The organism is Staphylococcus sp. FSL H8-0121 (assembly GCF_038008425.1).
In the GTDB taxonomy this organism is placed as follows: domain Bacteria; phylum Bacillota; class Bacilli; order Staphylococcales; family Staphylococcaceae; genus Staphylococcus; species Staphylococcus pasteuri.
On record NZ_JBBOZB010000001.1, the window covers coordinates 47,778 to 61,058 of the forward strand.

General features: G+C 29.7%; 15 protein-coding genes and 1 riboswitch. Of the genes, 10 read left to right on the top strand and 5 right to left on the bottom strand.

The features are described from left to right. Positions 1-109 precede the first annotated feature (109 nt). Positions 110-565 carry a hypothetical protein gene (locus LFT63_RS00415; RefSeq protein WP_340767742.1) on the top strand — a complete coding sequence of 152 codons (456 nt, stop codon included), beginning with the start codon at positions 110-112 and terminating at the stop codon, positions 563-565. Here the strand turns inward: LFT63_RS00415 and LFT63_RS00420 are convergent. Both LFT63_RS00420 and LFT63_RS00425 read right to left on the bottom strand, forming a co-directional pair. Further along, complete coding sequence (locus LFT63_RS00420) at positions 540-986, bottom strand: competence protein ComK (protein ID WP_017638163.1); 447 nt, start codon at positions 984-986, stop codon at positions 540-542. The genes LFT63_RS00415 and LFT63_RS00420 overlap by 26 nt on opposite strands. 4 nt (positions 987-990) lie before the next feature. Next, entirely contained in the window at positions 991-1,479 is a 489-nt protein-coding gene (locus tag LFT63_RS00425) for a sigma-70 family RNA polymerase sigma factor (protein ID WP_029055629.1), read from the bottom strand. 196 nt (positions 1,480-1,675) lie between these two features. On the opposite strand from LFT63_RS00425, the gene LFT63_RS00430 reads away from it, so the two are divergent. From LFT63_RS00430 to ribH, 7 genes are all read left to right on the top strand, one after another. After that, positions 1,676-1,900, top strand: a complete 225-nt coding sequence (locus LFT63_RS00430; protein WP_029055630.1) for a hypothetical protein — start codon at positions 1,676-1,678, stop codon at positions 1,898-1,900. 282 nt (positions 1,901-2,182) lie between these two features. Continuing rightward, a complete protein-coding gene (locus LFT63_RS00435) occupies positions 2,183-3,043 on the top strand; it encodes an N-acetylglucosaminidase (protein ID WP_017638292.1) in 861 nt (286 codons plus the stop codon). Positions 3,044-3,414: 371 nt separating this feature from the next. Beyond that, positions 3,415-4,914, top strand: a complete 1,500-nt coding sequence (locus LFT63_RS00440) for an FAD/NAD(P)-binding protein (protein ID WP_029055631.1) — start codon at positions 3,415-3,417, stop codon at positions 4,912-4,914. Positions 4,915-5,112: 198 nt separating this feature from the next. Further along, a riboswitch (FMN riboswitch) is annotated at positions 5,113-5,242 on the top strand. Positions 5,243-5,400: 158 nt separating this feature from the next. Beyond that, entirely contained in the window at positions 5,401-6,444 is a 1,044-nt protein-coding gene (ribD, locus tag LFT63_RS00445) for a bifunctional diaminohydroxyphosphoribosylaminopyrimidine deaminase/5-amino-6-(5-phosphoribosylamino)uracil reductase RibD (protein WP_017638290.1), read from the top strand. A gap of 6 nt (positions 6,445-6,450) precedes the next feature. After that, a complete protein-coding gene (ribE, locus tag LFT63_RS00450) occupies positions 6,451-7,083 on the top strand; it encodes a riboflavin synthase (RefSeq protein WP_029055632.1) in 633 nt (210 codons plus the stop codon). A 16-nt stretch (positions 7,084-7,099) separates the two neighbouring features. Beyond that, positions 7,100-8,281 (top strand): 3,4-dihydroxy-2-butanone-4-phosphate synthase, encoded by a 1,182-nt coding sequence (gene ribB / locus LFT63_RS00455; protein ID WP_340767743.1) that lies wholly within the window; start codon positions 7,100-7,102, stop codon positions 8,279-8,281. Between the two features lie 12 nt (positions 8,282-8,293). Continuing rightward, entirely contained in the window at positions 8,294-8,752 is a 459-nt protein-coding gene (gene ribH / locus LFT63_RS00460) for a 6,7-dimethyl-8-ribityllumazine synthase (protein ID WP_029055634.1), read from the top strand. Between the two features lie 39 nt (positions 8,753-8,791). On the opposite strand, the gene LFT63_RS00465 is transcribed toward ribH, so the two are convergent. After that, on the bottom strand, positions 8,792-9,793 hold the full coding sequence (locus LFT63_RS00465; RefSeq protein WP_218047226.1) for a proline dehydrogenase family protein: 1,002 nt from the start codon (positions 9,791-9,793) through the stop codon (positions 8,792-8,794). Positions 9,794-10,025: 232 nt separating this feature from the next. Between LFT63_RS00465 and LFT63_RS00470 the strand changes: the two genes are divergently transcribed. Beyond that, entirely contained in the window at positions 10,026-10,853 is an 828-nt protein-coding gene (locus LFT63_RS00470; protein WP_017638285.1) for an alpha/beta fold hydrolase, read from the top strand. Positions 10,854-11,216: 363 nt separating this feature from the next. Then, positions 11,217-11,618 (top strand): transcriptional regulator, SarA/Rot family, encoded by a 402-nt coding sequence (locus tag LFT63_RS00475; RefSeq protein ID WP_017638284.1) that lies wholly within the window; start codon positions 11,217-11,219, stop codon positions 11,616-11,618. Positions 11,619-11,669: 51 nt separating this feature from the next. Here the strand turns inward: LFT63_RS00475 and LFT63_RS00480 are convergent, their stop codons facing one another. Beyond that, positions 11,670-12,239, bottom strand: coding sequence for a tRNA (mnm(5)s(2)U34)-methyltransferase (locus LFT63_RS00480; RefSeq protein ID WP_017638283.1), 570 nt, complete (start codon positions 12,237-12,239; stop codon positions 11,670-11,672). Beyond that, positions 12,236-13,189, bottom strand: a complete 954-nt coding sequence (locus LFT63_RS00485; protein ID WP_340767744.1) for a TIGR01212 family radical SAM protein — start codon at positions 13,187-13,189, stop codon at positions 12,236-12,238. The genes LFT63_RS00480 and LFT63_RS00485 overlap by 4 nt, the downstream gene beginning before the upstream one ends. Positions 13,190-13,281 lie beyond the last annotated feature (92 nt).

The following is a 13,281-nucleotide window of genomic DNA, read 5'->3' on the forward strand; positions in this document are numbered from 1 at the left end:
CACAAGGTTGGCTTTTTATTAATGTAATTTGAATATTTGAATTGATTGAATTAGAAATTTCATCTATGATGTAAAGATAATCTAATAGATATGAGGTGCAATTCTAGCTATGGATAAAAATTCGTTTAGTGCTAGAGTACAAAAGCAGTTATGGTTCTTAAATAACAAAGAGAAAGCTCAATTAAATGATGAAATTAGTAAAGTTAATCATAATGATAGTGACACGCTGAATAAACCAATAAGGTTTTCAAATCAGTTTTTAAAAGATCATGTGTATAGCCAAAAACATATTAGTTCAGCTAGTTTATTTATATTATTGATTGGAATTGTATTTACATATGTCATTTTATTAGGTGGCTTTTTATTTGGCCTTATAACAAGTTTAACAGCGGTAAATTATTTCATTCATCCCCAGGTTAACTTATCAACTTTGACTGTTGTACTCATCATTATAGGCGCTATTATATTAATGTTAATAGCGATATTCTTAATTAAGAAAGTAACTGCATTTTTTACTAAAAAATTATTAGAATATAAATTCAATAAGAAGAATACGACTGTGTAATTAAATGGCAAAGAAGTAAACTTTCTTGCCATTTTTTTAATATAGCATGATAAGGTTCATCTACTAAAAGATGAGTAGCATTTGAAAACATAATTAATGTGCCATTATTTTTGGTTTGTATACCAGTAATATGATAAGCGTTTATGTAATATTGAATGGGAGAACGACGATGTTTTAGAGGAAATAAAATGAGTTGATCACATACATAAATAGGAATTTTTTTGTTTATATGAAGTAAGCGTTTGGCGATTTTCTTTTGAAGAGGTAACGTTTTTTGATGTAATTCTAGCATATAGTCTAACGTATTGTTGATTGAAATAGGGAGAGAAATGTCATATTGCTTATATTGCCATTTAGTGGATAGCTTATCGCTTATTTCTGTTTGTATATATAGTAAGTTAGTTGTAGTTAAATGATTCATTGTTTCATTCCTTTTTAAGAGTATAATGTAAATGTTTTGAGATTTTAGATTGCACTGACTTCTTAATTTTTTTAATAGTAGTCAAAGATAGATGCATTCTTTCTGCAATTTCATATTGTTTATATCCAGATAATTTTAGTAATAGCCATTCTTTTTCTTTTGAGTTTAATAAATAATGAATATCTTGTATTAGTAGTGATTCATTCTTGATGTGTTGAGATGGTTCTATTTCACTAGAAATATAATCATCAATATCACTAGTTTTAATTTTGTTACTTTCTTTTCTGAATATATCAATAAGATAGTAGTTTAATCTGATGAATAGATAAGAGGAAAATTTGTTGGATTTTGAGGGATTATAGTTATTCGATAAGTGCCACATTTGAATTAATAGTAATTGATAAAACTCGTCATAATTATAAGTGATTTGATACCTAGTTAACAAATAATGTATGATTTTGTTATACTTTTGATAAATAATATTAAATTCCAAGATTTACTCCAGTTTTATGTACATAAAAGTGTATATTTCCGGATACATTGAATTTAAAATAGATTGGGAAAATTTTCATTTGCTAAATTATTAAAATAGGTGTTAAATAGAAGTCATAGTAAATAAATATGTATTCAAAAATAACCAAAAACATGTCGTATTATTAATATAGAGCAAAATTTAATAGGAGGTACAAATGGATTACGCACACTTAAATTTAGAACATTTTTTCGCCCGTAATGATGATTTAGATAGAATTAAAGATCGTTCAGACTTTGTGATGATTAACAATTTCACTAATGAAATGAAGTATAGAGAAGGAAGTATTGAAGGAACAATAGACTTAAATCAATATTTTTATAAGAATAGATCACAAGCTGCAAGTTTCATAATGATGGATTATAAAAATCATAATAAATAAAAATGTGATGAGATTTAGACAATTTAATTGAATAGACATTGCTAAATGAAAACAGTTAACACATTCAATACAGTTGATTGAAGTGTTAATCAATCTATTTAATGGATACAAAATCATGTCTATTTCTCTTTTTTTATACTCAAAAGTTTCAATTTTATTACTTTTTATTTATGAATTTGTAACAAAGTATATATTAAATTGTGATTCATAATTAATAATGTTAAACTTTATTATCGTAATACAAATGAAAAGTATAACAACATTGACCTAAGAGGTGTGAATATGACGAAGCACAAAAAGGGATCTATAGTTGCAATTTTAGGATTGCTTATCATATTTGCAGTAGGTGCTATTATCTTTTTCTCAATGGTTTCTGACCAAATATTCTTTAAACATGTTAAAGAACAACAAAAAGTTGAGAAATTAGATGTAACATTAGATAAAGCTGCGAAGAAACAAATAGACAACTATACGAGTCAACAAGTATCTAATAAAAATAATGATGCGTGGAGAGATGCATCATCAACTGAAATTAAAACAGCTATGGATAGTAGTCAATTTATTGACAATGACAAACAAAAGTATCAATTTTTAGATTTATCTAAATATCAAGGTATTGATGAAAAAAGAATTAAAAGAATGTTAATTGATAGACCAACTTTATTAAAACACACTGATGATTTTACAAAAGCAGCTAAAGAAAAACATGTAAATGAAGTTTACTTAATTTCACATGCTTTATTAGAAACAGGTTCTGCTAAAAGTGAATTGTCTAAAGGTGTAGAAATTGATGGTAAGAAATACTATAACTTCTATGGTGTTGGCGCATTAGATAGTGACCCTGTAAAAACAGGTGCAGAATATGCGAAGAAACATGGTTGGGATACACCGCAAAAAGCAATTTACGGTGGTGCAGATTTCATTCATAATCATTTCTTAAAACACGAAGATCAAGACACATTATATAGCATGAGATGGAATCCTAAAAATCCAGGTGAACATCAATATGCTACAGATATTAAATGGGCTGAAAGTAATGCCAGTATCATTGCTGATTTTTATAAAGACATGAAAACAGAAGGTAAATACTTTAAACTTTATGTGTATAAAGATGATAAAAGTCATTTAAAAGATAATAAATAATGATCTATTTGAATGTTTAATTTTCTAATAAGAATAAAATCAAGTTTGAATTTTAAATAAAAAAGGATATGTAATTTAACCTGCGGCATTTAATTGGCGCAGGTGTTTTTTATGTGCTGATTATTTGGCTTTGTTGTTTCTTGTTACCCAAGCAAATATAATAACTGTCAGAACTATGATTTTTGCAACTAATTTCATATCAATCACCTCATAAAGAAATTTTATCACAGATGATAAAAGATTAAACTTTGCCTGATTAGGATATATAAGAAATAATGTGAAATCAATAACAACAGTTATAAAATCTATGAAATATATATGTTGTTGTAATCAAATTAGAGATATAGAAATGAAAAAAGGATGATGTCATAATGCGTGTAGCTATAATTGGTATGGGCACTGCAGGTGTTAGTGTTTTACGACAACTTGTAAAACATGAACATTTTGAAAAATTAAAAGTAGATGTCTATGATGACCGTATAAATATGGGACAAGGAGTTCCATTCCAAAATGATAGTAGTGAATTATTAATCAATTTACCTTCTAAAAAGATGAGCTTGAATTTAGACGATGAAGAAGAATTTTGGAAATGGTATCAAGATCAAAATGAATTTGTATTCGATAATCCTACATATCTACCGAGATTTGTATTTGGACATTATATGAAATCATACTTGTCTCAATTTAATAATCAATATGAAAATATTACAATCATTAACAATAAAGTTCATGAAATTTTTACAAGTTCTAAAGTTGATGAAACGAATCTAAAATATTATGTTTGTACGTCAGATGATATGAAAGAATGGAGAGAATATGATTATTTATTCTTAACTTTTGGCACTTTTGCATATCATGATCCATATCGACTAAAAGGGATAGATGGGTTTAAACCGACACCTTATCCTACATATCATTCTCTCGATGATGTTAGTGAAAATGATAGTATTGCAATTATAGGAACTGGACTGGCAAGTTTAGATGTCATCAGATATGTTTCTGCTCACCATCCTAAATTGCCTATACTAATGACAAGTCGTTCAGCAAATTTACCTAGTGTAAGAGGTAAAATGGTTGATATAGAATTTACTCATTTAACTAAACAACGATTCAATGATATACAAGCTCAAAATTATGGCAATGTGCCTTTAGATACAGCAGTTGATTTATTTTTAAAAGAATGCAAAGATTATGGCATTAATTTTGAAAAACTAGTTAATAGAAGAACTGGAGACCACATTAAAGATTTACAATTTGATTTGGAACATGAAAAGGAAATTGGCATATTTCAAAGTATCGTTGAACTGTTAAAAGAGAATTTAAATTGGATTTGGAATAGTTTAAGTATTGAAGATCAACAAGAATTTAATCGTCGTTATACAAAAATAATTCAACTTAATTCCAATCCTATGCCTCCTAGAACTGCCCGTTTACTTATAGATTTATTAGAAAACGAAGCATTAATTATTCGTAAAAATTTAAAAAACATTTATCACGACGATGGATTATTCCATTTACAATATGAAGAGGAAAAAGATATTGAAGATTTTGATGTGGTTATTAACGCTACTGGTTCTAAAACTCATTTAAATGAACTGGATGAAGATGATCAATTAATACTAAATCTTGAAAATAGACAAATTGTTCAGGCACATCCAATGGGCGGTATTCAAATCATACCAGAGACAAACCAAGTGATTAGCCCTAGATTTGGTACACTAACGAATGTTATTGCTATAGGTCAAATGACTAATGGGGTTAATAAACTTAGAAACGGTGTCAAAATGATTGTGAATCAAGTAGCCAACGCTGTTGATAGATTATATGAAACACAACAAGATTTGGATAACCTTGATAAAGAGAATCATTAATCCTTAAATATCTAATAAAATTAAATACTTATCTGGTATTTGATTATAGTTAAAAATAAAATTTGATAATTAAAATTAAATCTATCTCTTTAATTAAGTACAATGTATAGTAATTGTTTTTTTGAAATAGGTGTAGTAGAATTTGAATTGTAGTCATTGAGATTACGATACTCAATTAACCTTTAACAATTTCATATTCAATTCTTTCGGGGCAGGGTGTAATTCCCAACCGGCAGTGATAAAGCCTGCGACCTGCTAACATTTGTTAGTGGCTGATCTAGTGAGAATCTAGAGCCGACAGTTAAAGTCTGGATGGGAGAAAGAATGGCGATTATCGACACTAACATATATTTGTATAAGTATGTGTTTAATGAAGTATGTTTATGTTAAGTATAAATATGCTTTTATAAAGATATATAAATTGCCTTATGCCTTGAAACAACAATTTTCAATGGTATAAGGTTTTTTAATTTTAGAGGTGAGATATTGAGTAATTTTATGAATTATGCCATCCAACTTGCACAAATGGTTGATGGTCAAACTGGTGTAAATCCACCTGTAGGTTCTGTAGTAGTCAAAAATGGCAGAATTGTAGGTATTGGTGCACATTTGCGTAAAGGCGATAAACACGCTGAAGTTCAAGCCTTAGACATGGCGAAATCAGAAGCAAAAGGTGCAACAATATATGTATCATTAGAACCATGTACACATCATGGCTCTACTCCTCCTTGTGTAAATAAAATTATAGAAGCAGGAATTCAAAAAGTGATTTATGCTGTTAAAGATACAACATTAATATCACAAGGTGATGACATATTACAAAATGCAGGTATTGAAGTTGAATTTCAATATAACGCTGTAGCCGCACAATTATATCAAGATTTCTTTACTGCTAAACGTAATGAGATACCAGAATTAACAGTTAAAGTCTCAGCAAGCTTAGATGGGAAACAGGCTACAGATAATGGTGAAAGTAAATGGATTACTAACAAAGATGTTAAAAAGGATGTCTATCAATTACGTCATAACCACGATGCAGTATTAACAGGAAGAAAAACGATAGAAGCAGACGATCCTTTATATACTACTCGTATTGAAGATGGTAAACATCCTGTTCGTGTCATTTTGAGTAAAAGTGGTAAGTTGGATTTTCAACAACAACTTTTCAATGATGACTCATCTCCAATCTGGATTTACACAGAGAATAAAACGTTAACAACAGAAAAAAATAATATAACTATAATATATATGAATCAATGTGATATTGAGTCAATTTTGAAAGACTTATATCAAAAAGGTATCGGGAAATTGTTAGTCGAAGCAGGTCCCGAAATTACTTCAGAATTTCTCCAATCTGATCATCTAGATCACCTAGTACTTTATTTTGCCCCGAAAATAATAGGTGGTTCTGGTAAATATCAATTTTTCAAAACTGATAAAACGATAGCACTACCAGACACTACACAATTTGAAATTGTTAATTCCACATTAATTAATCAAAATATTAAATTAATCTTGCGAAAGAAGTGATTGCAGGTGTTTACAGGCATCATTGAAGAAGTTGGTACTGTTCAACAAGTTCGTACTCAGCAATCAGTTAGAACTTTAGTTATTGCTGCAGATAAAATATTAGAAGATATGCATGTTGGCGATTCAATTAGTGTAAACGGTGCATGTTTGACTGTTATAGATTTTGATGAACAATCGTTTTCTGTACAAGTGATTAAAGGTACAGAAAATAAAACCTATCTTGCTGACGTACAGCGTCATACCGAAGTAAACTTAGAACGTGCTATGAGTGGAAATGGACGTTTTGGTGGCCATTTTGTTTTAGGTCATGTTGATGACTTAGGCACAATAATAAAAATTAATGAATCTGCTAATTCTATGATTATTAAAATTCAAGCATCCAAGTCATTACTTAATCAAATGGTTAAGCAAGGATCTATAACTGTCGATGGAACAAGTTTAACTATTTTTGATCTCCATTCAGATGCTTTTGATATTCATTTGATTCCTGAAACAAGACGATCTACTATTTTATCGAATAAAAAGGTAGGAGATAAAGTTCATCTAGAATCAGATGTGCTCTTTAAATATGTAGAAAATATATTTAAGCAAAATAAATCTAATTTGACTGAAGAAAAACTAAAAGCATTTGGTTTTTAGGGGGAGGAAATAATATATGGAATTCGACAAAATTGAACATGCATTAGATGCTTTAAAAAAAGGAGACAGTATAATTGTAGTCGATGACGAAGATAGGGAAAATGAAGGAGACCTTATTGCAATTACTGAATGGATGAAAGATGAAACTATTAATTTTATGGCTAAAGAAGCAAGAGGTTTAATTTGTTCACCAATTGGTTCAAGTATCAGTGATAAGTTATCTTTAAATCCAATGGAAACAAACAATTCAGATGTATTCGGGACTAATTTTACTGTAAGTGTTGATCATATTGATACAACAACAGGTATTAGTGCTCATGAAAGAACATTAACTGCGAGAGCTTTAATTAATGATGAATCTAAAGCTGAAGACTTTAACCGACCTGGCCATTTGTTCCCATTAATTGCTAAAGACAATGGAGTACTTGAAAGAAATGGCCATACAGAAGCGGCAGTAGATCTAGCAAAAATGACAGGTGCTAAACCTGCTGGTGTTATTTGTGAAATTATGAATGAAGATGGAACAATGGCAAAAGGCAAAGATCTTCAAGCTTTTAAAGAAAAACATGGTTTGGTAATGATAACTATAGAAAGTTTAATAGAGTATCGACGTATTAATGAATCACATGTGAATTTAAATGCAAAAGTTAAAATGCCGACAGACTTTGGTACTTTTGATATGTATGGTTTTACGACTGACTTTAGTGATGAAGAAATCGTTGTAGTAACTAAAGGAGAAGTCCGTTCTCATGAAAATGTTCGTATCCATTCAGCATGTCTTACTGGAGATATTTTCCATAGTCAAAGATGTGACTGTGGAGCACAGCTTGAAGCTTCAATGGAATATATTGAACAACATGGTGGAATGATTATTTATTTACCTCAAGAAGGTCGAGGTATAGGCCTAATGAACAAATTACGAGCATATGAATTAATAGAAAAAGGCTATGATACCGTAACTGCTAACTTAGCTTTAGGATTTGATGATGATTTACGAGATTATAATATTGCTGCACAAATTCTTAAATACTTTAACGTTGAAAAAGTAAATTTGTTAAGTAATAATCCTAAGAAATTTGAAGGCTTAACAGAATATGGAATTAATATTCAGAAACGTATAGAACTTATAGTACCAGAAACTAAATATAATCATGATTATATGACAACTAAAAAAGAAAAAATGGGACATTTAATTTAGGAGGATATTAAAATGAATTTTGAAGGTAAATTAATAGGTAAAGATTTAAAAGTAGCTATCGTAGTTAGTAGATTTAATGATTTTATCACTGGTAGATTATTAGATGGTGCAAAAGATACATTTATTAGACATGATGTTGATGAAAGTAATATTGATGTTGCCTATGTACCAGGTGCATTTGAAATCCCTATGGTGGCAAGAAAACTAGCTCAAAAAGGTGATTATGACGCGGTTGTTACATTAGGATGTGTAATTAGAGGTGCAACATCACACTATGACTATGTTTGTAATGAAGTAGCAAAAGGTGTTTCTAAAGCAAATGAAGCAACAGATGTACCAGTCATATTTGGTATATTAACAACTGAAAGTATTGAACAAGCTGTTGAACGTGCAGGAACTAAAGCAGGTAATAAAGGTGCAGAAGCGGCAGTAAGCGCAATTGAAATGGCTAATTTAATAAAACAATTTTAATTATAAAAACTCGGTTGTTTTCAACCGAGTTTTGTTTTCTTATTTACGAATATATTTTGAAATTAAACCTAAAATAGATGCAGATCCTAGTACAATTGCTGAAAATAATCCTGCTTTTTTAAGCGTTTCTGGCGTTGCGAATTCTTTTACAGCTAATGATAAGTTTTGAGGTCTTTCAGCTAATCTTCTCATAAAGTAAGCAAACCAATCATCACCATAAGGAACATAAACAGTGAAATGATACCCTTCATTTGCAATTGATTGGGCTAGGTCAGAACGGAAACCGTATAACATTTGGAATTCCATTTGATCTTTTTCAATATGATTTTCTTTCATAAATTGTTTTACATGGCTAATGATTTCATGATCATGAGTAGCAACTGACGTAAAATTTCTTGCGTTTAAAAGACGTTTTTCGATAATTTTAATATAGTTAGCATCGATGTCTTCTTTAGTTTGGTACGCAATTGTTTCATCTTCTTTATATGCGCCTTTAACTAATCTTAATCGTAAATTAGGGTATTTATCTATCAGTTTTTCGGCATCGTATAAATAACCTTGAATAACTGTTCCTACATTTTTAAATTCACCTTTTAATTTATCTAATACTTCTACAATTTGTTGAAGACTATCATATTTTTCAGTATCAATATTAATATGCATATTGTCATATTCGTTAGCTTTTAGTAAAATTTCTCTTAAATTTTGGTATGCAAGATCTAAATCGAAATTACTTCCTAGCAAACTTAATTTAACAGACATATGCGCGTCAACATTATATTGATTTATAGCTTCCATTATTTCAAGGATTTCTTCTTTAGCTTTTTGGCTTTCTTTCTCAGTCGTAACAAATTCCCCTAAATTGTCCACAGTAACTGAAATTTTATTTTCATTTAAATATTCAATTGTTTCTATCAATTGTGGAATTGTGTTCCCAGCAACAACTTTATTAGCACCCATTCTAGGACCGACTTGCTTAGCTGCGTCATTTAAATATTTGTTATTAGACAAAGCTATAAATATATTTTTAAAAACTCCCATCGTACATACCTCCATAACCCAATAACAATCTTTGTTTAAAAATAGTGTATCATGAAACATTTATTCAAGAAAGCGTTTACATAAAGAAATTAATAAAATTTATTACAAAATTACATCAAAAGTAAATGGTTTGATACCAAATAAATAAGTTGATTATTTAAAATGGCATTCAATTGTTATGTTTTGCTATAATTATGATACTAAAGACTTTTGATAAAGGGGCAATTATAGAATGTGGAAGTGGGAAACTGAAAATGACGCGAAAGGCGTTGTTGTCATTGCTCATAATATATTAGAACATACAGGTCGATATGCTTATGTCATTACGATGTTAAGAAGAAATGGTTATCATGTTATTATGGGTGATTTACCTGGACAAGGACAGACATCTCGAGCAAATAAAGGTCAAATTGAAGATTTTAATGAATATCATGAAAATGTTCTAGAGTGGATTAAGATAGCCAATGAATATAAAATTCCAACATTTGTACTTGGAGTTGGTTTAGGTGGGTTAATCTTATTAAATTTACTTGAACGTGTTGAATTACCTATTGAAGGACTAATGTTAATTTCACCACTATTAGAATTTAATCAATCAGGCAAAGGTAGAAAGAATAAATTGCTTTCTAATGTTGGTAAAGCATCTAAAGATACTCGTTTTAAAATTGGTATCACAGCACAAGATTTAACACGTAATGATGAGGTCATTGAAGAAACTGAAAATGATGCTTTAATGTTAAAAAAAGTGACATATCATTGGTATAACTTAGTCAGTGAAACAATGAAAGAAACAATGGAACACATTAAAGATATTAAATCACTACCGACATTAATTATGTTTGGTACAGAAGATATTATTTCTGATATTTCTGCCACAAAAGAACTAAAAGATAAGCTTGCTACTAATGAATTATATTATAAAGTATGGAATGGTCTGTATCATGAAATACATAATGAACCAGAACGTGATCAAGTCATGCGTTATGTACTTACATTTTTAAATAATAGTGTTAACACAATGGGCTTCATCGTTGAGGAAGAAGAGATAGAAGATATATAAACACCTACTTAAATAGTAGGATATTAATTCACTTTTTTATAAGGTTGATAGGCAAAAATACGTAAAATGTTTTTTAATTTGTAGTTGCAATTTTATTGTAGTATTGATATATTTTGTTTGGATAAAAAATATAATTTTAATATGTAAAGAGGCTATGTGTATTAAAGTGTTTCTAATTTTTACAAAATTATATTTTTATTTATAACATATGCATATGTCTCAGTTAATCATTTCATTTATTAAGCATTCAGTTAAATTTGTACAAGCTATAAAGCATATTTTTTGATTAACCGATAGCGTCATTTCGGGGATCGGTTACTTTAGGAAATATTAATTTATACTTGTAATTTGGGAGAGTTTACTATGAATCAAAGGGAAAATGAAAGAGTTTACGGTATTTTGCAATTAGACAAACTATTATCAGATGTTAGCTCTATTTTTGAAACAATTCAACGAGAATATGACATGTCAAAAGAAGAAATTTTAATTTTATTAAACCTATGGGAAAAAGGTTCAATGACGTTAAAAGAAATGGATGAGTTTGTTGAAATTAAGCCTTATAAACGAACAAGAACTTATAACAATTTAGTGAATTCAGAATGGATTTATAAAGAACGTCCACAAGATGATGAACGTACAGTAATTATTCATTTCAACGAGAAACTTGCTAAACAAAAAGATGGATTGCTAGATTTTATTGCTAAGACGATTACAGGCAAATCAGAACATATGCAGACAAGTTTAAATTCAATTTTATCAGTTTAACATCTGAATAGTAAAAAAGGGTCCGAAGTAACTTCGGACCCTTTTACTATATTAAACGTTAGCACGTTTTTCTAATGCACATATAAAAGGCGCATTGTTTCTTTGATTAATGAACTGATATTGTAAAACGTGTGCTTGATTTTGATCTATTTGTACTAAATAATCCATTAAGGCATCACGTTCAATCTTACCTTCATCATGTCCATGATATATCACTAAAATAATAATACCTTCGTCACTTAAAATATCAAATATATTATTAATAGCACTAATAGTTGTATTAGGTGTAGTGACTATCGATTTGTCACCTTTAGGTAAATAGCCAAGATTAAATATAGCTGCATCAATTTTACCAATATGTTCAGCCTTAATATATTGTTTTACATTGTTATGACTATCTTTAATTAATTTTACATTAGAAAATGTAGCTACTTTCTGCTCTGTATTTGTGATTGCTAATTGTTGAATATCAAAACCATAAACAAAGCCGTTAGGTACATTTTGTGCAAGGAATAAGGTATCATTACCGTTGCCACAAGTAGCATCTATAACAACACTTGATTCAGTGATATGGCTTTGAATTAAACTTTTAGAAAAAGGTAATATACGTTCTAATTTCATGAATTCACCTTTTGCACAAATTTTTTACCTTGATAAGAATCACGACGTGCTAGTTCATTATCAATTTCATTTAAAACTTCCCATTTATTAACACTCCACATTGGACCTACCATTAAATCAATAGGGCCATCACCGGTAATTCGATGAATAATCATTTCTGGAGGTAAAATTTCAAGTTGATCACATACGAGATTAGTATAATCATCTTGTGACATAAACTCTAACATACCTTTTTCATATTGTTTCACCATTGGTGTACCTTTTAATAGGTGGAGTAAATGAATTTTGATACCTTGAACATCCATTTGTGCAACTTCTCGAACAGTTTCCATCATCATTTCATAATCTTCCCCTGGTAAACCATTAATGATATGCGTACAAACATTGATATTGTGTTTACGTAGCTTAGCTACACCTTCATAATACGTTTGCATATCATGTGCACGGTTTATTAAATCAGAAGTGGATTGATGAACAGTTTGTAATCCAAGCTCTACCCATAAATAAGTTCTCTCGTTTAATTCAGCTAAATATTCTACAACATCATCTGGTAAACAATCTGGACGTGTTGCAATTGATAAACCAACAACACCTTCTTCTTTTAATACTGGCTCATATTTTTCTTTTAATACTTCTACAGGTGCATGTGTATTTGTAAATGCTTGGAAATAGGCGATATATTGACCTTCGCTCCATTTTTCATGCATACGTTCTTTAATTTGTTGGAATTGAACTTCAATTGGGTCAGCACGATTTCCTGCAAAGTCACCACTACCTGCAGCAGAACAGAATGTGCAACCACCATGCGCTACAGTGCCATCTCTATTGGGACAGTCAAATCCACCGTCTAAAGCTACTTTGAAAATTTTGCGACCAAATTTATTTTTCAAATGATAGTTCCAAGTATGATATCTTTTATCTTCAAAAGCATACGGGAAGTAATTACCCATAAGACATTTTCCTTTCTATTTTGTATCTAAGTAAAGATTTTAACATACTTTAATGTTATAGTGTCTATTATAGATTGAGAAAAATATAAATA